Origin of the sequence: Streptomyces sp. NPDC087859 (assembly GCF_044742595.1) — a bacterium.
In the GTDB taxonomy this organism is placed as follows: domain Bacteria; phylum Actinomycetota; class Actinomycetes; order Streptomycetales; family Streptomycetaceae; genus Streptomyces; species Streptomyces canus_F.
The window spans coordinates 604,380-622,552 of the sequence record NZ_JBIUUU010000001.1 but is presented as its reverse complement, the minus strand read 5'-3'; the positions used below and the strand labels follow the sequence as shown (position 1 = coordinate 622,552).

Sequence of the window (18,173 nt, the reverse complement as noted above, 5' to 3'; positions counted from 1 at the left end):
GAGCCTCCATCGGCCACCGTGAATCCGCGCCCTTCTCGCCTTCGGGTGGGAGTCTGCGGGATCCGACACACCCGACCGCGTGGGTCGGAGTTGTTCCAGGTTAGCTTCACCATTCGGCACACAGAAACCGGAGAAGTAGTGCCTACGATCCAGCAGCTGGTCCGGAAGGGCCGGCAGGACAAGGTCGAGAAGAACAAGACGCCCGCACTCGAGGGTTCGCCCCAGCGTCGCGGCGTCTGCACGCGTGTGTTCACGACCACCCCGAAGAAGCCGAACTCGGCCCTGCGTAAGGTCGCGCGTGTGCGTCTGACCAGCGGGATCGAGGTCACCGCTTACATTCCGGGTGAGGGACACAACCTGCAGGAGCACTCCATCGTGCTCGTGCGTGGTGGCCGTGTGAAGGACCTGCCGGGTGTTCGCTACAAGATCATCCGCGGTTCCCTTGACACCCAGGGTGTGAAGAACCGCAAGCAGGCCCGCAGCCGCTACGGCGCCAAGAAGGAGAAGTAGAAAATGCCTCGTAAGGGCCCCGCCCCGAAGCGCCCGGTCATCATCGACCCGGTCTACGGTTCTCCTCTTGTCACGTCGCTCATCAACAAGGTGCTGCTGAACGGCAAGCGCTCCACCGCCGAGCGCATCGTCTACGGCGCCATGGAGGGTCTGCGTGAGAAGACGGGCAACGACCCGATCATCACGCTGAAGCGCGCGCTGGAGAACATCAAGCCGACCCTCGAGGTCAAGTCCCGCCGTGTCGGTGGTGCGACGTACCAGGTTCCGATCGAGGTCAAGCCCGGTCGTGCCAACACGCTCGCGCTGCGCTGGCTGGTCGGTTACTCCCGCGCCCGTCGCGAGAAGACCATGACCGAGCGTCTGCTCAACGAGCTTCTCGACGCCTCCAACGGCCTTGGTGCCGCTGTGAAGAAGCGCGAGGACACCCACAAGATGGCCGAGTCCAACAAGGCCTTCGCGCACTACCGCTGGTAGTCGCTACCCACATCGAGACCGAGAGAAGACGAAAGCCTTATGGCTACCACTTCACTTGACCTGGCCAGGGTCCGAAACATCGGGATCATGGCCCACATCGACGCGGGCAAGACGACCACCACCGAGCGGATCCTCTTCTACACCGGCGTCAGCTACAAGATCGGTGAGGTCCACGACGGCGCTGCCACCATGGACTGGATGGAGCAGGAGCAGGAGCGTGGCATCACGATCACCTCTGCTGCCACCACCTGTCACTGGCCGCTCGAGGACAACGACTACACGATCAACATCATCGACACCCCGGGGCACGTCGACTTCACGGTCGAGGTGGAGCGTTCGCTCCGCGTCCTCGACGGTGCCGTCACGGTGTTCGACGGTGTCGCCGGTGTCGAGCCGCAGTCCGAGACGGTGTGGCGTCAGGCCGACCGTTACGGCGTGCCGCGCATCTGCTTCGTGAACAAGCTGGACCGTACCGGCGCCGAGTTCCACCGCTGCGTGGACATGATCAAGGACCGGCTCGGTGCCGTTCCGATCATCATGCAGCTGCCGATCGGTGCCGAGATGGACTTCAAGGGCGTTGTGGACCTGGTCCGCATGAAGGCGCTCGTGTGGTCGGCCGAGGCGGCGAAGGGCGAGATGTACGACGTCGTCGACATCCCCGCCACGCACGTCGAGGCTGCCGAGGAGTACCGCGGCAAGCTGGTCGAGACCGTCGCGGAGAACGACGACGAGATCATGGAGCTGTTCCTGGAGGGCCAGGAGCCCACCGAGGAGCAGCTGTACGCCGCGATCCGTCGTATCACCATTGCCTCCGGCAAGGGTGACGGCGTCACGGTCACCCCGGTGTTCTGTGGCACCGCGTTCAAGAACAAGGGCGTCCAGCCCCTGCTCGACGCGGTCGTGCGCTACCTGCCGACTCCCCTGGACGTCGAGGCCATCGAGGGCCACGACGTGAAGGACCCGGAGCTGGTCGTCAAGCGCAAGCCGTCCGACGAGGAGCCGCTCTCCGCCCTCGCGTTCAAGATCATGAGCGACCCGCACCTGGGCAAGCTCACCTTCGTCCGGGTGTACTCGGGCCGCCTGGAGTCCGGCACCGCCGTGCTGAACTCCGTCAAGGGCAAGAAGGAGCGCATCGGCAAGATCTACCGTATGCACGCGAACAAGCGTGAGGAGATCGAGTCGGTGGGCGCCGGCGACATCGTCGCCGTGATGGGCCTGAAGCAGACCACCACCGGTGAGACGCTCTCTGACGACAAGAACCCGGTCATCCTGGAGTCCATGGACTTCCCGGCGCCGGTCATCCAGGTCGCCATCGAGCCCAAGTCCAAGGGTGACCAGGAGAAGCTGGGTGTCGCCATCCAGCGTCTCGCGGAGGAGGACCCCTCCTTCCAGGTTCACTCGGACGAGGAGACCGGCCAGACCATCATCGGTGGTATGGGCGAGCTGCACCTCGAGGTGCTGGTCGACCGTATGCGCCGTGAGTTCAAGGTCGAGGCCAACGTCGGCAAGCCGCAGGTCGCGTACCGTGAGACGATCCGCAAGGTCGTCGAGCGCGTGGACTACACCCACAAGAAGCAGACCGGTGGTACCGGTCAGTTCGCCAAGGTGCAGATCGCGATCGAGCCCATCACCGAGACCGACGGTCCGGCGTACGAGTTCGTGAACAAGGTCACCGGTGGCCGTATCCCGCGGGAGTACATCCCGTCGGTGGACGCCGGTGCGCAGGAGGCCATGCAGTTCGGCATCCTCGCGGGCTACGAGATGACGGGCGTCCGCGTCACGCTTCTCGACGGTGCCTACCACGAGGTCGACTCCTCCGAGCTCGCGTTCAAGATCGCCGGTTCGCAGGCCTTCAAGGAGGCCGCGCGCAAGGCCAGCCCCGTGCTGCTCGAGCCGATGATGGCCGTCGAGGTCACCACGCCCGAGGAGTCGATGGGTGATGTCATCGGCGACCTCAACTCCCGCCGTGGCCAGATCCAGGCCATGGAGGAGCGCAGCGGCGCCCGCGTCGTGAAGGGCCTCGTGCCCCTTTCGGAGATGTTCGGCTACGTCGGAGACCTCCGCAGCAAGACGTCGGGTCGCGCAAGCTACTCGATGCAGTTCGACTCCTACGCCGAGGTTCCGCGGAACGTCGCCGAGGAGATCATCGCGAAGGCCAAGGGCGAGTAACACACACCGTTTACACGCTTTAGGCTTGACACCGACCGGCGGGGCTCACCCGGCTAGGGGAAATCCCGACGGGCGGCATCCCAGCAAAGATCACCCTGGCGCCGATGAGTAAGGCGTACCAGAACCACTCCACAGGAGGACCCAGTGGCGAAGGCGAAGTTCGAGCGGACTAAGCCCCACGTCAACATCGGCACCATCGGTCACATCGACCACGGTAAGACGACCCTCACGGCCGCCATTACCAAGGTGCTGCACGACGCGTACCCCGACCTGAACGAGGCCTCGGCCTTCGACCAGATCGACAAGGCTCCTGAGGAGCGCCAGCGCGGTATCACGATCTCCATCGCGCACGTCGAGTACCAGACGGAGACGCGTCACTACGCCCACGTCGACTGCCCCGGTCACGCGGACTACATCAAGAACATGATCACGGGTGCGGCGCAGATGGACGGCGCCATCCTCGTTGTCGCCGCGACGGACGGCCCGATGCCGCAGACCAAGGAGCACGTGCTCCTGGCCCGCCAGGTCGGCGTTCCGTACATCGTCGTCGCCCTGAACAAGGCCGACATGGTGGACGACGAGGAGATCCTGGAGCTCGTCGAGCTCGAGGTCCGTGAGCTCCTCTCCGAGTACGAGTTCCCGGGCGACGACCTGCCGGTCGTCAAGGTCTCGGCGCTCAAGGCGCTCGAGGGCGACAAGGAGTGGGGCCAGACGGTCCTGGACCTGATGGCCGCCGTCGACGAGTCGATCCCGACCCCCGAGCGTGACGTCGACAAGCCGTTCCTCATGCCCGTCGAGGACGTCTTCACGATCACCGGTCGCGGTACGGTCGTCACCGGCCGTATCGAGCGTGGTGTCCTGAAGGTCAACGAGACCGTTGACATCATCGGCATCAAGCAGGAGAAGACCACCACCACGGTCACCGGCATCGAGATGTTCCGCAAGCTGCTCGACGAGGGTCAGGCCGGTGAGAACGTCGGTCTGCTGCTTCGTGGCATCAAGCGCGAGGACGTCGAGCGCGGCCAGGTCATCATCAAGCCCGGTTCGGTCACGCCGCACACCGAGTTCGAGGCCCAGGCCTACATCCTGTCCAAGGACGAGGGTGGCCGCCACACGCCGTTCTTCAACAACTACCGTCCGCAGTTCTACTTCCGTACGACTGACGTGACCGGTGTTGTGACCCTCCCCGAGGGCACGGAGATGGTCATGCCGGGTGACAACACCGAGATGAAGGTGGAGCTCATCCAGCCCGTCGCCATGGAAGAGGGCCTGAAGTTCGCCATCCGTGAGGGTGGCCGGACCGTGGGCGCCGGCCAGGTCACCAAGATCAACAAGTAAGTCTTGTTGGCTTGAACGCCTGGTAGCTCATAGAGCTCCTGAAGGGGCCCGTACGACTTCGGTCGTGCGGGCCCTTTCGCGTTCCCCTACGCGGGCTCGGGCTGCGGGCCGAGGGCCATGACGGCGAGGGTGACGGCGCGGGTGACGACCCCGCCGAGCAGGGCGGTCAGGAAACCGTCGACATGGAGGCCGGAGTCCATCTGCCCGCTGAGCCAGGAGACGAGCAGCCATACGAGGGTGTCCTGGACGATGCCGATCGCGGCGAGGATGAGCAGCATGACCGCGGGCGCGCCGCGGATGGCGCTGGGATACGTGTGGATCAGCTGGTTGACGACGAGGAAGACGATGCCGGCCAGCATCGTCTGCCAGAACGGTCCGTCGGCGACCGCGGAGATCCCGGGGAGCAGGGCCGCGGCGAGGCCTACGCCGAGACAGGTGCCGAGTATGCGCCTTCGCTTGTGCATGGGCGTGATCTTCGGGGTGCCCCGCGGCCGGTGACAAGGGCCGGATCACTGGATGTTGCGCAGCGGGGGATGGTCGTACGACACCTCGCAGACGTAGAGCTGGAGGGCGTGGCCCCGGCCGATGCTCAGGTGGGTGGGCCGGGCCGAGCCGGTGTCGCCGAGCGGGAACCAGCTGCGGCTGCCGCCGTCGCACTCCCAGCCGTCGATGGTGAGCAGGGGTCGCACCGCCGAGCCGCACTCCTCGCAGGCCATCGGGAAGGGGTCGGTATAGCTCCACGGGGCGTGACCGCCGACCTTGCAGCCCGGGGCGACGGCGAGGTCGTACTGGTAGTCCGCCCCGTGCTCCTCGGCCCATTCCTCGACCCGGTCCGCCAGCTCCTCGGGCAGCTCGTGCGGGGCCGGGTACTCGGTGACGGGTTCCGGGTGCAGGACGCAGGGCTCGGGGAGGTAGAAGTCTCTGCCGATCACCGACGGGTGCGGGGCCGCCCCTTCGTCCAGGGGGTCGACGACATCGGCGAACGTCCGCCAGCGCAGTTCCGGGCGGGGCATCCAGCCCTCGTGGTCGAAGGGGCACCACAGGAGTTGCAGGACGTCGGTGCCGGGCGGGCGGGGGAGTCCGGGGACGTCGTGGGCGTAGAGCTGGGCGACGGGGATCAGGGGGACGGGGCCGTCCTGAGGTATCCGGCGCGGGGTCGTGGTGCGGTCGACCGCGGTCCGCTCCTGGGGGGTGAGGAAGTCGGCGCCCTCCGCACGCGGCCGGCTGTGGGCCTCGGCGAGGATACGGCGGCGCAGACGGAGGTCGTCGGGGGCGTGGCCGAGGTGCGCGGGGCCGTCGTGTTCGGGGCAGGTGGGCCAGGGCTCGTCCGCCGGCCAGAGCAGGGGGCCGCCGAGGGAGCTGTCGGTGGTGGCGGGAGCACCGGCGCGGGGGTGCAGGCGGACGGTCGTACGGGCCAGGGGGGTCAGCTCGGGGAAGGCGGCCGTCACGTCGAGGGGGCGGGGCGGGGTGGTGCGGGTCATGAGGCCGAGGTTATGGCCGAACGGCGTCCGGGAGCAGGTCAGTTGTCGGTGGCCGCCGGTCGAGTCGGACCCGAGGCGGGGTGCGTACCGTACAAGTCGCTCATGGCTGTGGATCCGGGCCGGGCTGCCCGGAGGGGAGAGGAAAGGACTCGCTCGATGATCCTGACGATCAACGTGGCGGTTCTGTTGGCCGTCGTCATCGTCCTGCGTCTGCGCCGGCGCACCCAGGCCCGTAGCCGGGCCGACGAGAGACTGACCGTGGCCCTTGTGCTGGTGTTCGGGGTGCTCATCGCTCCGACGGCGTTCGGCCAGGGGATCCTGGACGTCGTGGGGCAGGTCGTCGAGGGCGCCTCGGGGGTGGGGGAACCGTGAGCCCGCCTGTCTAGGGTGGCCGCATGAGGCGTGCGCGATGGATCTTCGGGCCGCTCGGCGGAGTCGTGGTGGCCGGGGCCGTGAACGCCACCGGCACAGGACAGCTCGCCGGCGTCTCGCCGGGGGAGTTCCTGGCACGGCGGGCGGACGACTTCGAGCGGCTCATGGACGGGATCCGGTCGGTCTGCCGGTTCGACGACGCGGCCATGGGGATCGCCGAGGAGATGGGCTGGTTCGGGGAGTACGAGGTGGACGCGGCGCATCTGGCGCTGTACTCCGGGTACCTCGCGGCCACTCCGGAGTTCCTGGACCGGCTCGACCAGCCGTCCGCCGTCCGGCGTATGTGCCGTATGGCGGCGGATCTGCAGCTGACGGAGTTCCTGGGGGCCCTGATCGGCGTCGCCGTCCAGGCAGAGGCAGAGGCAGAGGCAGAGGCAGAGACGGAGACGGAGGCCGGGCGGGGCGCGGCACGGATCGTCGATGTCCTCGCGATCGCGTGCGACCTCGCGGACCCGACGGGCGGCACCGCCCCGGCGCAGGTCCTCCGGATGTGGCGGGTCGCGCAACTGCCGGGAATCCTCGACCCGCGCTCTCCCACGCCGGCGTCCCTGAAGGGCGGGTTCCGGGCGTACGACGAGGCGCTGGAGACGCTGCTCCTCGGGGGCGCGTGACCGATGGGGGTCCGCGCCGTTGCGGAACGCACAGCGACTGCGATAAGGCCGAAGGGCTGAAAGAAGGGTGATACAGGGGCTACGCTGTGTGACGCGCGAGCCGGTGGGGGGCCACATGGGGCTGTTCGGAGAACGCCAGGCGTTTCTGGAGAAGCTGGGCGACGCCGATCGCCAGTCACTGCTGGGCCTGGGTCTCCCGCGTCTCTACCAGCCGCAGGAGGAACTCCTCGGAGAAGGCGCGGCCAACACCTTCGTGCTCGTCATCTTGAGCGGCTGGTGCACGGTGTGGCGGGCCACGGAGCGCGGGCGTCACATTCTCGCCCTGCGCCAGGCCGGAGAGCTGGTCGGGGAGATGGCGGCTCTGGACGGACGCCCCCGCAGCGCCACCGTGAGCGCCCTGGACACCGTGCGGGCACTGGCCGTGCCCGGCGACCGCTTCCGGCACTTCATGGCGGCCCGCCCTTTTGTGACCGGCCTGGTGATGGCCCAGCTCACCGAACGGCTGCGCAGCGCGGACGACCAGCGCAGCTCCCTGGCCTCGGCCACCGTCCTCGAACGGCTCGCCGCCTGTCTCGTGGAACTCGCGGACCGCACCGGCCGTAAGGAGAGCGGCGCGGTGGTCATCCGGCTGCCTCTGTCCCAGCACGAGATCGCCGCCGCGATCGGCGCGACCCGCGAGGCCGTGGCCAAAGCGCTGCGGCTCCTCCGCGAGCAGGGCCTGGTGCACACCGGACCGAAGGTGATCTCCCTCGCCGACCTGGAGCCCCTGCGGCTGCTCGGCGGCACCGGTGGCGTGCCCGGCGGGGGAAACCGGGCCTCACGGGCGCCGGGTGTGTAAACGGCTACAGCGTGGCTCGTGGTGTGCCGGGAGAGTGACGGCAGGCGGCCGGCCGGTACCGGATGTGAAGAGGCCCGGCCAGAGACAGGGGAGCGGAGCGATGCACGGCGGGACACAGTACGGATTCATCATCAACGTGGACACCCAGGGTTCGGGTACCACCCCCGACCCGGACCGTCCGGCACTGCGCGAGCGGATCTACCGGGTGGTCGAGGACGCCTTGGCCAAGGCGGACATCGCCGACGCCCGGCTCGCCCAGGAGGACCGCGGCGACGGCATCCTCGCCGTGGTGGAGCCGCACCGCCCCGGATCGATCGTCGGTGAGTGGACCGAGTACCTCCACCAGAACCTGCGCCAGGTCAACCGGGAACTGGACCGGCCGTTACGGCTGCGGGCCGGGCTCGGTGTGGGCCCGTTCACTCCCGACGGTCACGGCTTCTCCGGTGCCGCGGTCGATCTGGCCTGCCGGATCGGCAACTGCGAGGAGGCCAAGGCCGTGCTCGCCGCCGTGCCCGACGCACCGCTGCTGGTGGCCGTCACCGACCGGCTCCACCAGGACGTGGTCCGGCACGGCGGACGGTGGATCGAGCCGGCGCACTACCGGCAGTACCGGGTACGGCTGAAGGAAGGGGAGCAGCAGCCGTGGTTCACGATTCCGGGCCTCGGCGCGCCGCCGCCGGCCGCCGGGCGCGGCGGGGCGGCTCCGACGCCGGAGGACCCCGGGCCGACGGCGGCCCGAAGAAGGGACGAGTCCGCCGGCTTCCACTTCGGGAACGTCACCGCCAGTGACTCCGCGCAGGTGCTCCAGGGCCAGTTCGGGGACATCACCTTCGATCACCGCCGTGGCGGAACGGGCTCCGGAGGAAGGTCATGAGCGTCGACGCGGACGCCGCGCAGGCCCAGGCGGACCACGGGCAAGGGCACGCGCAGGAAGGGGACCAGGAGGGCGGCCAGGCGCGGTCCGGCAGGCCGCAGGGGCAGCGCGACGGGGGCAACCAGGCGTCGGCCACCCCGGCGGAGGACGACATCCTGGTCGGCTCCGACACCGACCCGTCGGCCAAGGAGGGCGGACGGGCCACCGCGGGGCCGGGGGCCGCCCACTTCGCCAGGGAGACCCGGTCGGTCTTCCTGAGGGACGCCAGCACCTACGTCGGCGGCACCATCAACTCGGTCAATTTCCGGTTCGGTGACACCGCACGCGCGTCCCTGCTCGCGGGACCGCTGCCGGACGACGAACTGCGGCGCTTACGGCGGCGGTTCACCCCGCCTCCGCACTACGACGACTGCAAGCGACAGCTGGGCGAGGACCATCTGCTGGTGCTCTGCGGCCAGCCCGGCAGCGGGCGGATGTACGCCGCCCTGTCGTTGCTCGACGACCTCAGCCGGGGCAAGGTGTCCAGGCTGGACCCCGGCTCGGACCTGACCAGCCTGGACTCCGACGGCGAGGACGGCCGCATCGCCCGGGGCCACGGCTACGCGCTGGAACCGGCCGACGGCCGGCTGCCCGAGCTGCATCTGGACCGGCTCTGCCGCCTGCTGGCCGATCGCGGCGCCTACGCGGTCCTGCTGTCCGTGCCCGAGCCGGGCGCCCGCGGAGCGGGACAGGCCCGCTACCACCGCACGCACATGTCGGCCGCCGAGGACGCCGTGCTCGACGGCCATCTGGCCGTGGAACTCGACGGCGGACCCTCCGGTGCCCGGGAGGCGGCCCGGCAGCTGGCGCGCAGCGCCCGGGTGCGGGCGGCGCTGGGCCTGGAGGTGCTGCTGCCCGCCGAGGCCGCCCGGCTCGCCGGTCTCGTCGCGCGGTGTGTCACCGGAGAGCTGACCGAGGAGGAGCTGCTGACGGAGTGCCGCGGTTTCGCCGCTGAGCAGGTGCGCGAGTGGTTCGCCGGCAGCCCTGCCGCCGAGACGCTGCCCACGCTGCGGGACGCGGCGTTCCGGGTCTCGCTCGCGGTGTTCGGCGGCAGTTCGTTCAACGTCGCCGCCGAAGCCGCGGAGCTGCTGGCCTGGGAACTGGCGGTGACCGCCGACCCCGAGCAGGTGCCCGGGCGGCCCGTGCTCAGCGACGGTCTGGAAGCCCGGCTCGCCCTGGGCCGCGCCACGACGGAGACGCGCAGACAGCCGGTGGTGGCGGGGGCGGACATCCCGGTGCGCACCGTGCGGTTCCTCGGTACCGCCCTGGCGCCGGCCGTCCTCGTGCATCTGTGGGAGCACCACCACAACATGCGTGGCCCGGTGCTGCGCTGGCTGGACTCGCTCGGCCAGGACCGGCGCGAGGACGTGTGGACCAGGGCCGCGGTGGCGGCGGGCGAACTGTGCCGGCTGGACTGCGCCCACACCCTCCAGGAGCTGCTCGTCCCGATGGCCGAGGCCGACCACGCCCGCCGGGGCCTGTTCGTCGCCACCGCCCTGCAGGGTGTGCTGGAGGACGCGGAGGTCGGGGAGGCCCTGCGCTCCCTGGTGAAGCGGTGGAGCACCAGTGACCAGGCCAATCTCCGGTGGACGGCGGCCGCCGTGCTCAGCCGGGGAACCGCGACCCGGACCGTGGGCGAGGCGCTGAACAGGCTCGGCGAGATCGGGACCTGGAAGGACGGCCGGCTGCGGACCGTCGCCGCCGAGAGCGTCGCCCACCTGGCGGGGTTCGCCACCGACCGCGAGCCGCTGGCCAGGATCAGGGCATGGCTCGGCGACAGCAGGCGGCCCCACCAGAACCTGGGCCTGGCCAGCACGCTGCTGCTGGCCGACCTGGTCGTGGAGGACGTCTGGAACCCCGCCGAGGAACTCGGCGGACGCGAGCAGTGGCCGCTGGCCCTGGCGGTCTGCGCGACGCGCCCGCAGCTGACCACCGAGGTCGCCGGGCTGCTGTGGACCGCGCTCAACACCGACCGCTCGTATCGGGTCGCGCTCGCCATCCTGGCCAAGTGGCTGCGCAAGTGCCGGGGCAAGCCGTGGGAGGCCGACCTCATGCGGTTCCTGCCGTCGCTGGTGCTGACCGAGGACGATCGGCAGCGGATGCTCTCGCTGATCAGGGACCTGTCCCAGGACCTCGACGAACCGTTGGAACCGGAGCACGCTCACCGCCTGCTGCAGGCGGCCCAGGCAGGAGGAGCCCGATGAGCCAGAACACCCACCAGGGGCCGGGCGGCGAGCCCGGGGCGGACCCCATGGAACTGCCGGACGACCTGCGAGGCCCGTTCCTGTTCGAGTTCGTCCCGGACGGCCCGTACCACCACGTCGGACTTCAGCGCGCCGCCGTGGTGCACTACCGCAACGGCGGCCACAGCATCATCACCGCGCAGCGCGCGGAGCACACGGACAGACCTCGGTTCGGCAAGCAGCCGGTATCGGTCTGCATGATCGCCCGCGGACGGCACCAGGCGTCCTTCGAGATGCAGTTGCCCAGCCTCGGCGACCAGGGCAGCTTCACCTGCGCGGTGGACGTCCACTGGGAAGTCGAGAACTTCTTCCTGGCGGCGGAGAAGCGGGTGGTGGACGTCGAGAAGATGCTGTTGGCCCCGCTGCTGGCACGGCTGCGGGTGCTGACCCGGCGCTACGGACTCGGCGCCGCCCAGCAGGCGGACGAGGCGATCCAGGCGGAGCTGGCGGGCGGGAGCTGGGCCTCGTTCGGCGCCGACCTCGGTCTGAGCACCGTGGTCTATGTGCGCATCGACCTGGGCCAGGCCGCCCTGGACCATCGCGAGGCCCTGCTGGACGTGCAGCACACCGCGATCGTGCAGTCGGCCAAGGACCAGGCGGACGCGGCACGCGTACAGGCCAACCTGTCGACGGCGCGTGAGCTCATCGCCGCGGGGGAGGCCGGTCAGTACGCGCATCTGCTCGCGCAGGACCCGACCCGGGCCGAAGAGATCCTGCGGGAGTTGCAGGGCCAGGCGCGGGAGCAGCGCCAGGGGGCGCTGGAGTACCTCTCGCGGCTGATCGACCAGGGCGTGGTGCAGCGCCACCAGGTCGAGGGGCAGGTGCAGCGGCTCATCGACTACGCCCGAGCGACCAGCGGAACACTGTTCGACAGCGGCCTGCCGCAGCCCCCGACGGCGCTTCCGGCGTCGCCCGGTGCCGACGATCGGACTCTGGGGCAGCAGACCGACACGATGTGGTACCCGACGGCGGCGGTCCTGCCACCGCAGCCGCCCGTGCCGCCGTACCAGCCGCCGTACCAGCCGCCGTACCAGCCGGAGGACGCGCCACCGGTCCCTCCCGCACGGTCCGCGCCGCCCGCGCCCCCTGCCCCGCCCGTCCCGCACGCGGCGCCGGGCACACCCGTGCAGGACGCCCCGCAGCCGGCCGCCGTCGACGGGAAGATCAACTATGTTCGGCAGGGGCGCCGCCGGTCCCGGCCGGGATCCGACGACACGGCCGGGGGCCGGGGCTGACCTGGCCCGGAGGGCGCCGGCTCGGGAGGCGGCTGTCCCCACGGACGGCCGTGCGAGCGTCTTCGTGTGTACCCCGTGGTGACGTGGGGTACAGTCATGCGCCTCGATTGGCCAGTCGCCTGCCCCATATGGCAGACTGTCCGAGTTGCTCGGTCGAGTGTTGATGCTGCGCGCCTCCCGCCGGGAGGACCGGAAGCGAGTCCCACAGTACTCGTCGCCCTAACTGCCTTACGGCAGCGCTGGGGCGGACGTACGGGAATCTTTCGGGAAGCAAGGTACGGCACAGGCCAGGCACCCGGTGGACCTTTCGTCCTCGGCTTGCGGTTCCGGAAGGGCCGTGCTCCCAGACAAGGAGTGCTCGAACAAGGGGCCTCTGTGTCAGTAAGAGCGCGACACACCCGACCGCGTGGGTCGGAGAGCGGAAGACAGGAACACCGGGTTCCAGAGCGTTAAACGAGACAAAGGACTACTGAGTAGCCATGGCGGGACAGAAGATCCGCATCCGGCTCAAGGCCTACGACCACGAGGTCATCGACAGCTCGGCGAAGAAGATCGTCGAGACGGTGACGCGTACTGGTGCGTCGGTCGCGGGCCCGGTGCCGCTGCCCACTGAGAAGAACGTGTACTGCGTCATCAAGTCGCCGCACAAGTACAAGGACTCGCGCGAGCACTTCGAGATGCGCACGCACAAGCGCCTGATCGACATTCTCGACCCGACGCCCAAGACCGTTGACTCTTTGATGCGACTCGACCTCCCGGCCGGTGTCGACATCGAGATCAAGCTCTAGGGATCGGTGATCTGAGAATGGCTAAGCAGATCAAGGGCATCCTGGGCGAGAAGCTCGGCATGACGCAGGTGTGGGACGAGAACAACCGCGTTGTTCCCGTCACCGTCGTCAAGGCCGGCCCCAATGTCGTCACCCAGGTCCGCACGAACGACGTCGACGGCTACGAGTCCGTCCAGATCGCGTTCGGCGAGATCGACCCGCGCAAGGTGAACAAGCCCCTCAAGGGCCACTTCGCCAAGGCCGACGTCACTCCCCGCCGCCACCTCGTCGAGATCCGTACCGCTGACGCCAGCGAGTACACCCTCGGCCAGGAGATCACCGCTGAGGTGTTCGAGGCCGGCATCAAGGTCGACGTGACCGGCAAGAGCAAGGGCAAGGGCTTCGCCGGTGTCATGAAGCGTCACAACTTCAAGGGCCTCGGCGCCGGACACGGCACCCAGCGCAAGCACCGCTCGCCCGGTTCCATCGGTGGCTGCGCCACCCCGGGCCGCGTGTTCAAGGGCCTCCGCATGGCGGGTCGCATGGGCAACGAGCGGGTCACCACCCAGAACCTGACCGTCCACGCCGTTGACGCGGAGAAGGGTCTGCTGCTCATCAAGGGCGCTGTCCCCGGTCCGAACGGCGGCCTCGTCCTGGTCCGCACCGCGGCCAAGGGGGCCTGAGGTACCGATGAGCACTGTTGACATCCTTTCGCCTGCCGGCGAGAAGACCGGAAGCGTCGAACTCCCCGCGGAGATCTTCGGCGTGGAGAAGATCAGCATCCCGCTGATCCACCAGGTCGTCGTTGCGCAGAACGCGGCTGCCCGCCAGGGCACGCACAAGACCAAGCGTCGCGGTGAAGTCCGTGGTGGCGGCAAGAAGCCGTACCGCCAGAAGGGCACCGGCCGCGCCCGTCAGGGCTCGACCCGCGCCCCGCAGTTCGCCGGCGGTGGCGTCGTCCACGGCCCGCAGCCGCGTGACTACTCGCAGCGGACCCCGAAGAAGATGAAGGCCGCGGCCCTGCGCCACGCCCTCACCGACCGGGCCCGCAACAACCGCATCCACGTCGTCACCGGCGTGATCGAGGGCGACTCCCCGTCCACGAAGGCCGCTCGCACGCTGTTCGGCAAGATCTCGGAGCGCAAGAACCTGCTCCTGGTCGTCGACCGCGCCGACGAGGCCGCGTGGCTGTCCGCCCGCAACCTGCCCCAGGTCCACATCCTGGAGCCGGGCCAGCTGAACACGTACGACGTGATCGTCTCGGACGACGTGGTCTTCACCCAGGCCGCTCTCGAGTCCTTCGTCGCCGGCCCGCAGGCCAACGACACCGAAGGGAGCGAGGCCTGATGGCTACGCGTCACCCGAGCATTGCCTCCAAGGCTGCCAAGGCCGCCAAGGCCGCGCGCGTCGCCAAGGCGCGTCGCCACGCCACCGAGGGCAAGAACACCGTCGTCACCGCGCCCAGCAAGGCGTACACGGACCCCCGTGACGTGCTGCTGAAGCCGGTCGTGTCGGAGAAGAGCTACGCGCTCCTCGACGAGAACAAGTACACGTTCATCGTCGACCCTAACGCCAACAAGACCCAGATCAAGCAGGCCGTCCAGGCGGTCTTCTCGGTCAAGGTCACCGGGGTCAACACGATCAACCGCCAGGGCAAGCGCAAGCGGACCCGCACCGGTTTCGGCCAGCGTGCCGGCACCAAGCGCGCGATCGTGACCCTTGCTGAGGGCGACCGTATCGACATCTTCGGCGGTCCGACCGCTTAAGCGGGTCGGATCGTCCGATATCGGACGAGGACTGAGAAATGGGAATCCGCAAGTACAAGCCGACTACGCCGGGCCGTCGTGGCTCCAGCGTCGCCGACTTCGTCGAGGTCACGCGGTCCACGCCGGAGAAGTCGCTGGTCCGCCCGCTGCACAGCAAGGGCGGCCGTAACAACGCCGGTCGTGTGACCGTTCGCCACCAGGGTGGCGGACACAAGCGCGCCTACCGAGTGATCGACTTCCGTCGTCACGACAAGGACGGCGTGCCGGCGAAGGTCGCGCACATCGAGTACGACCCCAACCGCACCGCGCGCATCGCGCTGCTGCACTACGCGGACGGCGAGAAGCGCTACATCCTCGCCCCGCGCAACCTGCAGCAGGGTGACCGCGTCGAGAACGGTCCCGGGGCCGACATCAAGCCGGGCAACAACCTGGCGCTCCGCAACATCCCGGTCGGTACCACGATCCACGCGATCGAGCTCCGCCCCGGTGGCGGCGCCAAGTTCGCCCGCTCCGCCGGTGCCTCGGTGCAGCTGCTCGCGAAGGAGGGCCAGATGGCCCACCTCCGCATGCCTTCCGGTGAGATCCGCCTGGTCGACGTGCGCTGCCGCGCCACCGTCGGCGAGGTCGGCAACGCCGAGCAGAGCAACATCAACTGGGGTAAGGCCGGCCGTAAGCGCTGGCTGGGCGTTCGCCCGACCGTTCGCGGTGTGGCGATGAACCCGGTTGACCACCCGCACGGTGGTGGTGAGGGCAAGACCTCCGGTGGTCGCCACCCGGTCTCCCCGTGGGGTCAGAAGGAGGGTCGTACTCGTTCGCCGAAGAAGGCTTCGAACAAGTACATCGTCCGCCGCCGCAAGACGAACAAGAAGCGCTAGGAGCGGGTTTAGATGCCGCGGAGTCTCAAGAAGGGGCCCTTCGTCGACGACCACCTGATCAAGAAGGTGGACGCCCAGAACGAAGCTGGCACCAAGAACGTCATCAAGACCTGGTCCCGTCGCTCCATGATCGTGCCGGCCATGCTCGGCCACACGCTCGCGGTGCACAACGGCAAGACCCACATCCCGGTGTTCGTCACCGAGTCGATGGTCGGTCACAAGCTCGGCGAGTTCTCGCCGACTCGTACCTTCCGGGGTCACGTCAAGGACGACCGGAAGTCGAAGCGCCGCTAGTAGCGGATCGCATTCAGACACGTAAGTAACTGAGAGGGACAACCATGGAAGCCAGGGCCCAGGCGCGGTACATCCGCGTTACGCCCATGAAGGCCCGCCGCGTGGTGGACCTTATCCGTGGCATGGATGCCACGGAGGCTCAGGCTGTTCTGCGATTCGCTCCGCAGGCAGCCTCAGTGCCGGTCGGCAAGGTGCTCGACAGCGCCATCGCCAACGCCGCGCACAACTACGACCACACCGACGCCGACAGCCTCGTCATCTCCGAGGCGTACGTCGACGAGGGTCCGACCCTGAAGCGGTTCCGTCCGCGCGCCCAGGGCCGTGCCTACCGGATCCGCAAGCGGACCAGCCACATCACCGTGGTCGTCAGCAGCAAGGAAGGAACCCGGTAATGGGCCAGAAGGTAAACCCGCACGGGTTCCGGCTCGGTGTCACCACGGACTTCAAGTCCCGGTGGTACGCCGACAAGCTGTACAAGGACTACGTCAAGGAAGACGTCGCCATCCGTCGGATGATGACGTCCGGCATGGAGCGCGCCGGCATCTCGAAGGTGGAGATCGAGCGCACCCGTGACCGTGTGCGTGTGGACATCCACACCGCGCGTCCGGGCATCGTCATCGGCCGCCGTGGCGCCGAGGCCGACCGCATCCGCGGTGACCTCGAGAAGCTCACGGGCAAGCAGGTCCAGCTGAACATCCTCGAGGTCAAGAACCCCGAGACGGACGCTCAGCTGGTTGCTCAGGCCGTTGCCGAGCAGCTCTCCTCCCGCGTCTCCTTCCGTCGGGCCATGCGTAAGAGCATGCAGTCCGCCATGAAGGCCGGCGCCAAGGGCATCAAGATCCAGTGCGGCGGCCGCCTCGGCGGCGCCGAGATGTCCCGCTCGGAGTTCTACCGCGAGGGCCGTGTGCCCCTGCACACGCTCCGCGCGAACGTGGACTATGGCTTCTTCGAGGCCAAGACGACCTTCGGCCGCATCGGTGTGAAGGTCTGGATCTACAAGGGCGATGTCAAGAACATCGCCGAGGTCCGCGCCGAGAACGCCGCAGCCCGCGCCGGCAACCGCCCGGCCCGTGGTGGCGGCGGCGCCGACCGCCCGGCCCGTGGTGGCCGTGGTGGCGAGCGTGGCGGTCGCGGTCGTAAGCCGCAGCAGGCTCCCGCTGCCGAGGCCCCCAAGGCCGAGGCTCCGGCGGCTGCCGCTCCGGCTGAGAGCACCGGAACGGAGGCCTGACCGACATGCTGATCCCCCGTAGGGTCAAGCACCGCAAGCAGCACCACCCGAAGCGCCGTGGTCAGGCCAAGGGCGGTACGACGGTCTCGTTCGGCGAGTACGGCATTCAGGCCCTCACGCCGGCGTACGTGACCAACCGCCAGATCGAGGCGGCCCGTATCGCGATGACCCGCCACATCAAGCGTGGCGGCAAGGTCTGGATCAACATCTACCCGGACCGCCCGCTGACGAAGAAGCCTGCCGAGACCCGCATGGGTTCCGGTAAGGGTTCTCCGGAGTGGTGGATCGCGAACGTGCACCCGGGCCGGGTCATGTTCGAACTGTCCTACCCCAACGAGAAGATCGCCCGTGAGGCCCTGACTCGCGCAGCCCACAAGCTGCCGATGAAGTGCCGGATCGTCAAGCGCGAGGCAGGTGAAGCGTGATGTCGGCCGGTACCAAGGCGTCCGAGCTGCGCGAACTGGGTGACGAGGAGCTTCTCAACAAGCTCCGCGAAGCCAAGGAAGAGCTGTTCAACCTCCGCTTCCAGGCGGCGACGGGTCAGCTCGAGAACCACGGTCGGCTCAAGGCCGTCCGTAAGGACATCGCGCGGATCTACACCCTGATGCGTGAGCGCGAGCTGGGCATCGAGACGGTGGAGAGCGCCTGATGAGTGAGAGCAACGTGACTGAGCAGACTGCAGAGGCCCGCGGCTTCCGCAAGACCCGTGAGGGTCTCGTCGTCAGCGACAAGATGGACAAGACCGTCGTCGTCGCCGTCGAGGACCGCGTCAAGCACGCGCTGTACGGCAAGGTCATCCGCCGTACCAACAAGCTCAAGGCGCACGACGAGCAGAACGCTGCCGGCGTCGGCGACCGGGTCCTCCTCGCGGAGACCCGCCCGCTGTCGGCGACCAAGCGCTGGCGCATCGTCGAGATCCTCGAGAAGGCCAAGTAATTTCCTGCGGGGGTAATCCCGCAGGTCAGTTCCGCCAGGCTCGGCAGGGGTTCCGTCACGGAA

Annotated in this window: 23 protein-coding genes; 21 read left to right on the top strand and 2 right to left on the bottom strand. The window is 68.7% G+C overall.

Features of this window, described 5'->3' with window-relative positions; translation table 11 throughout:
- Positions 1-138 precede the first annotated feature (138 nt).
- The 4 genes from rpsL to tuf all read left to right on the top strand — a co-directional run bounded on the left by rpsL (position 139) and on the right by tuf (position 4,491).
- On the top strand, positions 139-510 hold the full coding sequence (rpsL, locus tag ACIOHP_RS02920; protein WP_003948652.1) for a 30S ribosomal protein S12: 372 nt from the start codon (positions 139-141) through the stop codon (positions 508-510).
- Between the two features lie 3 nt (positions 511-513).
- On the top strand, positions 514-984 hold the full coding sequence (gene rpsG / locus ACIOHP_RS02915; RefSeq protein WP_003992340.1) for a 30S ribosomal protein S7: 471 nt from the start codon (positions 514-516) through the stop codon (positions 982-984).
- 39 nt (positions 985-1,023) lie between these two features.
- Positions 1,024-3,153, top strand: a complete 2,130-nt coding sequence (gene fusA, locus ACIOHP_RS02910) for an elongation factor G (RefSeq protein ID WP_401882729.1) — start codon at positions 1,024-1,026, stop codon at positions 3,151-3,153.
- 144 nt (positions 3,154-3,297) lie between these two features.
- On the top strand, positions 3,298-4,491 hold the full coding sequence (gene tuf / locus ACIOHP_RS02905) for an elongation factor Tu (RefSeq protein WP_307027081.1): 1,194 nt from the start codon (positions 3,298-3,300) through the stop codon (positions 4,489-4,491).
- An 86-nt stretch (positions 4,492-4,577) separates the two neighbouring features.
- Here tuf and ACIOHP_RS02900 read toward each other — a convergent pair whose 3' ends face one another.
- Together ACIOHP_RS02900 and ACIOHP_RS02895 are read right to left on the bottom strand one after the other, a co-directional pair.
- Positions 4,578-4,955: a phage holin family protein gene (locus ACIOHP_RS02900; protein WP_401882725.1), complete on the bottom strand. Its 378-nt coding sequence runs from the start codon at positions 4,953-4,955 to the stop codon at positions 4,578-4,580.
- 45 nt (positions 4,956-5,000) lie between these two features.
- Positions 5,001-5,972 carry a hypothetical protein gene (locus tag ACIOHP_RS02895; RefSeq protein ID WP_401882722.1) on the bottom strand — a complete coding sequence of 324 codons (972 nt, stop codon included), beginning with the start codon at positions 5,970-5,972 and terminating at the stop codon, positions 5,001-5,003.
- 156 nt (positions 5,973-6,128) lie between these two features.
- Here ACIOHP_RS02895 and ACIOHP_RS02890 point away from each other — a divergent pair, with 156 nt between their 5' ends.
- The 17 genes from ACIOHP_RS02890 (at position 6,129) to rpsQ (ending at position 18,110) form a co-directional block, all read left to right on the top strand.
- Positions 6,129-6,344, top strand: a complete 216-nt coding sequence (locus tag ACIOHP_RS02890) for a hypothetical protein (RefSeq protein WP_361481069.1) — start codon at positions 6,129-6,131, stop codon at positions 6,342-6,344.
- Positions 6,345-6,367: 23 nt separating this feature from the next.
- Positions 6,368-7,015, top strand: a complete 648-nt coding sequence (locus ACIOHP_RS02885) for a hypothetical protein (RefSeq protein WP_401882718.1) — start codon at positions 6,368-6,370, stop codon at positions 7,013-7,015.
- A gap of 115 nt (positions 7,016-7,130) precedes the next feature.
- A complete protein-coding gene (locus ACIOHP_RS02880; protein ID WP_361557587.1) occupies positions 7,131-7,853 on the top strand; it encodes a Crp/Fnr family transcriptional regulator in 723 nt (240 codons plus the stop codon).
- 100 nt (positions 7,854-7,953) lie between these two features.
- Positions 7,954-8,727 (top strand): hypothetical protein, encoded by a 774-nt coding sequence (locus tag ACIOHP_RS02875; RefSeq protein ID WP_401882715.1) that lies wholly within the window; start codon positions 7,954-7,956, stop codon positions 8,725-8,727.
- Positions 8,724-10,970 (top strand): hypothetical protein, encoded by a 2,247-nt coding sequence (locus ACIOHP_RS02870; protein ID WP_401882712.1) that lies wholly within the window; start codon positions 8,724-8,726, stop codon positions 10,968-10,970. The genes ACIOHP_RS02875 and ACIOHP_RS02870 overlap by 4 nt, the downstream gene beginning before the upstream one ends.
- Positions 10,967-12,244, top strand: a complete 1,278-nt coding sequence (locus tag ACIOHP_RS02865; protein ID WP_401882710.1) for a hypothetical protein — start codon at positions 10,967-10,969, stop codon at positions 12,242-12,244. Before ACIOHP_RS02870 ends, ACIOHP_RS02865 begins: the two co-directional genes overlap by 4 nt.
- A 479-nt stretch (positions 12,245-12,723) precedes the next feature.
- Positions 12,724-13,032: a 30S ribosomal protein S10 gene (gene rpsJ / locus ACIOHP_RS02860; protein WP_003948644.1), complete on the top strand. Its 309-nt coding sequence runs from the start codon at positions 12,724-12,726 to the stop codon at positions 13,030-13,032.
- Positions 13,033-13,049: 17 nt separating this feature from the next.
- On the top strand, positions 13,050-13,694 hold the full coding sequence (gene rplC, locus ACIOHP_RS02855) for a 50S ribosomal protein L3 (RefSeq protein WP_020135811.1): 645 nt from the start codon (positions 13,050-13,052) through the stop codon (positions 13,692-13,694).
- A gap of 7 nt (positions 13,695-13,701) precedes the next feature.
- Positions 13,702-14,358 carry a 50S ribosomal protein L4 gene (gene rplD, locus ACIOHP_RS02850; RefSeq protein WP_266823224.1) on the top strand — a complete coding sequence of 219 codons (657 nt, stop codon included), beginning with the start codon at positions 13,702-13,704 and terminating at the stop codon, positions 14,356-14,358.
- Positions 14,358-14,777 (top strand): 50S ribosomal protein L23, encoded by a 420-nt coding sequence (gene rplW, locus ACIOHP_RS02845; protein WP_361557600.1) that lies wholly within the window; start codon positions 14,358-14,360, stop codon positions 14,775-14,777. The genes rplD and rplW overlap by 1 nt, the downstream gene beginning before the upstream one ends.
- A 38-nt stretch (positions 14,778-14,815) precedes the next feature.
- On the top strand, positions 14,816-15,652 hold the full coding sequence (rplB, locus tag ACIOHP_RS02840) for a 50S ribosomal protein L2 (protein ID WP_059192905.1): 837 nt from the start codon (positions 14,816-14,818) through the stop codon (positions 15,650-15,652).
- Positions 15,653-15,664: 12 nt separating this feature from the next.
- Positions 15,665-15,946 carry a 30S ribosomal protein S19 gene (gene rpsS, locus ACIOHP_RS02835; RefSeq protein ID WP_003992359.1) on the top strand — a complete coding sequence of 94 codons (282 nt, stop codon included), beginning with the start codon at positions 15,665-15,667 and terminating at the stop codon, positions 15,944-15,946.
- 44 nt (positions 15,947-15,990) lie between these two features.
- On the top strand, positions 15,991-16,338 hold the full coding sequence (gene rplV / locus ACIOHP_RS02830) for a 50S ribosomal protein L22 (protein ID WP_030619142.1): 348 nt from the start codon (positions 15,991-15,993) through the stop codon (positions 16,336-16,338).
- Positions 16,338-17,174 (top strand): 30S ribosomal protein S3, encoded by an 837-nt coding sequence (rpsC, locus tag ACIOHP_RS02825; RefSeq protein ID WP_171143557.1) that lies wholly within the window; start codon positions 16,338-16,340, stop codon positions 17,172-17,174. The genes rplV and rpsC overlap by 1 nt, the downstream gene beginning before the upstream one ends.
- 5 nt (positions 17,175-17,179) lie before the next feature.
- A complete protein-coding gene (rplP, locus tag ACIOHP_RS02820; protein WP_006140905.1) occupies positions 17,180-17,599 on the top strand; it encodes a 50S ribosomal protein L16 in 420 nt (139 codons plus the stop codon).
- The gene (gene rpmC, locus ACIOHP_RS02815) at positions 17,599-17,823 is read left to right on the top strand and encodes a 50S ribosomal protein L29 (protein WP_005481220.1); all 225 of its coding nucleotides are present in this window, start codon (positions 17,599-17,601) and stop codon (positions 17,821-17,823) included. Before rplP ends, rpmC begins: the two co-directional genes overlap by 1 nt.
- The gene (gene rpsQ / locus ACIOHP_RS02810; RefSeq protein ID WP_046263523.1) at positions 17,823-18,110 is read left to right on the top strand and encodes a 30S ribosomal protein S17; all 288 of its coding nucleotides are present in this window, start codon (positions 17,823-17,825) and stop codon (positions 18,108-18,110) included. Before rpmC ends, rpsQ begins: the two co-directional genes overlap by 1 nt.
- Positions 18,111-18,173: the final 63 nt, after the last annotated feature.

Coding starts and splice junctions, on each gene's coding strand:
- rpmC (WP_005481220.1), top strand. CDS start 17,599: ATGTCGGCCGGTACCAAGGCGTCCGAGCTGCGCGAACTGGGTGACGAG.
- rpsJ (WP_003948644.1), top strand. CDS start 12,724: ATGGCGGGACAGAAGATCCGCATCCGGCTCAAGGCCTACGACCACGAG.
- rplD (WP_266823224.1), top strand. CDS start 13,702: ATGAGCACTGTTGACATCCTTTCGCCTGCCGGCGAGAAGACCGGAAGC.
- rplP (WP_006140905.1), top strand. CDS start 17,180: ATGCTGATCCCCCGTAGGGTCAAGCACCGCAAGCAGCACCACCCGAAG.
- rpsC (WP_171143557.1), top strand. CDS start 16,338: ATGGGCCAGAAGGTAAACCCGCACGGGTTCCGGCTCGGTGTCACCACG.
- fusA (WP_401882729.1), top strand. CDS start 1,024: ATGGCTACCACTTCACTTGACCTGGCCAGGGTCCGAAACATCGGGATC.
- rplB (WP_059192905.1), top strand. CDS start 14,816: ATGGGAATCCGCAAGTACAAGCCGACTACGCCGGGCCGTCGTGGCTCC.
- ACIOHP_RS02880 (WP_361557587.1), top strand. CDS start 7,131: ATGGGGCTGTTCGGAGAACGCCAGGCGTTTCTGGAGAAGCTGGGCGAC.
- ACIOHP_RS02890 (WP_361481069.1), top strand. CDS start 6,129: ATGATCCTGACGATCAACGTGGCGGTTCTGTTGGCCGTCGTCATCGTC.
- rplV (WP_030619142.1), top strand. CDS start 15,991: ATGGAAGCCAGGGCCCAGGCGCGGTACATCCGCGTTACGCCCATGAAG.
- rpsS (WP_003992359.1), top strand. CDS start 15,665: ATGCCGCGGAGTCTCAAGAAGGGGCCCTTCGTCGACGACCACCTGATC.
- rpsG (WP_003992340.1), top strand. CDS start 514: ATGCCTCGTAAGGGCCCCGCCCCGAAGCGCCCGGTCATCATCGACCCG.
- ACIOHP_RS02900 (WP_401882725.1), bottom strand. CDS start 4,955: ATGCACAAGCGAAGGCGCATACTCGGCACCTGTCTCGGCGTAGGCCTC.
- rplW (WP_361557600.1), top strand. CDS start 14,358: ATGGCTACGCGTCACCCGAGCATTGCCTCCAAGGCTGCCAAGGCCGCC.
- ACIOHP_RS02895 (WP_401882722.1), bottom strand. CDS start 5,972: ATGACCCGCACCACCCCGCCCCGCCCCCTCGACGTGACGGCCGCCTTC.
- rpsQ (WP_046263523.1), top strand. CDS start 17,823: ATGAGTGAGAGCAACGTGACTGAGCAGACTGCAGAGGCCCGCGGCTTC.
- ACIOHP_RS02865 (WP_401882710.1), top strand. CDS start 10,967: ATGAGCCAGAACACCCACCAGGGGCCGGGCGGCGAGCCCGGGGCGGAC.
- ACIOHP_RS02885 (WP_401882718.1), top strand. CDS start 6,368: ATGAGGCGTGCGCGATGGATCTTCGGGCCGCTCGGCGGAGTCGTGGTG.
- rplC (WP_020135811.1), top strand. CDS start 13,050: ATGGCTAAGCAGATCAAGGGCATCCTGGGCGAGAAGCTCGGCATGACG.
- ACIOHP_RS02870 (WP_401882712.1), top strand. CDS start 8,724: ATGAGCGTCGACGCGGACGCCGCGCAGGCCCAGGCGGACCACGGGCAA.
- ACIOHP_RS02875 (WP_401882715.1), top strand. CDS start 7,954: ATGCACGGCGGGACACAGTACGGATTCATCATCAACGTGGACACCCAG.